The 1,758-nt window shown below is 63.2% G+C and carries 1 protein-coding gene; it reads right to left on the bottom strand.

Annotated elements, in window-relative coordinates; translation table 11 throughout:
• Positions 1–522: 522 nt before the first annotated feature.
• Positions 523–1,674, bottom strand: coding sequence for an IS110 family RNA-guided transposase (locus F6X42_RS42485; RefSeq protein ID WP_187639712.1), 1,152 nt, complete (start codon positions 1,672–1,674; stop codon positions 523–525).
• Positions 1,675–1,758 lie beyond the last annotated feature (84 nt).

The following is a 1,758-nucleotide window of genomic DNA, read 5'->3' as shown; positions in this document are numbered from 1 at the left end:
CTTCTATGAAGGGTAAGTAATTGTCAAGGCCCGGTTTGCACAGATCCCTCCTGAGACGTCATCAAGTTTACGAGGTCCCTTGTCAGGAAAGCGCGTAGCAAGCGTCAAGGGCAGGCGAAGCCTGGCGTCAGCGGCCCCCTTGACGCTGCGAAGCGCGATACGCTGGTACGGGGTGGCGGGCGCGTGGGTTATTGCGCCTGCCACCATGCAGGCGGCATTCGTGTAGCCGTGCTTGCCATGACACGTCCGATTCTGCGCACCTCCCTGGCACTGCCTGGGCAAACGTGAAGCCGGTTGTCGCGCGCGTGGGACATGGCGTCCCGACCTTCTTCTATCCGCTGGCGTGGAGCCAGCCTGATGCAGTATGCGCAGTGCGCCGGAAAGCGTTCCGGGGAGGTACCCCATCTATCAGCATCGGTTGCATGAACAACCACGGTGGTGAACGGGTACTTCCGCTTCATGACCCTGATGGTCAGCCAGTATGACCGTTAGTGAGGGTTGCGGCTATCGACGTGTGTCTGGCTATGTGGACGGCTTCATCTGTACTCCCTGGGGGATCACACCGTGCTCGAGGTAGCGCCACAGGAGGATCACCAGCCGCCGTGCCACCGCGACGATCGCGATGCGTCGCGCGCGGCGGTTGGCGCCGGTGCCCTCAGTGCGATGGCGGAACCACTGCGCAAGCGGACTGCCAGGCTGGTAGCGCAGCCAGTACCAGGCCATCTCGACCAGCAGTGACCGTACGCGACGGTTGCCTTGTTTGCTGATGCCCTGATCGGTGTGACTGTCGCCACTGTCGTACGGCTGCGGAACGAGACCGGTACAAGAACCGACCTGACGGCGGTTGTCGAACTGCCGCCAGAAGAGTTCAAGCACCAGCCGGGACGCTCCAATCTGGCCCACTCCCTTCAGGCGTGTGAGGTGATCGATTCTTTCGCGCACCGTGGCGGGAAGGGCTTGGTGACGCGCCTTCTCCAGGGCAGCGAGCTGCTGCCTGGCGAGGGCGACCCGTTCGCATTCGCGCAGGAGCCGGTCGTGCATTTCGGGGGACAGTGGGGAACCGTCGTAGCACCTGACCTCCCCCCGGGCAAGCCGGCTGGCGAACCCATGTTTGAGGTCGTCCCAGCAGCCGAGCGTGCGCAACAGCTTTCCGATCCGGTTGCGGTGCTGCAGGACCTCCTTCTGGAGCTCTGCGCGATCGCGGGTCAGGTGACGCAGCGCCTCGTCCTGTACTGAGGGTACGTGAACGACGTGCATGCGGTCGCGCTCGCCGTGCAGCCACGCGCGCAGGTTGAGCACGAGCTTGATGGCATCCAGCCGGTCCGTTTTCGCGCGCCGCCTGTGGCGTACGACCGGAATGCTGGCGGCATCGATGACGTAACATTCAATGCCATGCGCCTGCAGTGCACGACAGATCCAGAATGCGTCCTGTCCGGCTTCGTAGCAGACAACGGTGCGCACGCCGGCGCGCAGCGACCATTGCTGCTTCTGGCGCTCGATCAGATCCAGTGCGGCCTGCAGGCGCGCCCCGGCCTGCGGATCGGTGAGGGTGTGCACCGCGGGTTTGTCACGGCGACCGTCGTGGCACGCTATCTTCCAGCTCGCCGTGGCAAGCTCAAGTGATACCGCCAGTATGAGTTCCTCTCTGCCAGCTGCGTAAGCGGAATTTCGCATGATGCCCTCCTTTAACGCGAACCGATGCGATGTGGGAATTGTAGGGCTCCGCGTTATCGCGTCCCTTTCATAGCATCTATCCGC

Origin of the sequence: Paraburkholderia podalyriae, assembly GCF_014397785.1 — a bacterium.
Lineage (GTDB): Bacteria > Pseudomonadota > Gammaproteobacteria > Burkholderiales > Burkholderiaceae > Paraburkholderia > Paraburkholderia podalyriae.
This window is presented reverse-complemented; position numbering and strand designations above follow the sequence as displayed.

What these genes read in the sequence shown, in the direction of transcription:
- F6X42_RS42485 (WP_187639712.1), bottom strand. Translation starts at nt 1,674, where the DNA reads ATGCGAAATTCCGCTTACGCAGCTGGCAGAGAGGAACTCATACTGGCG.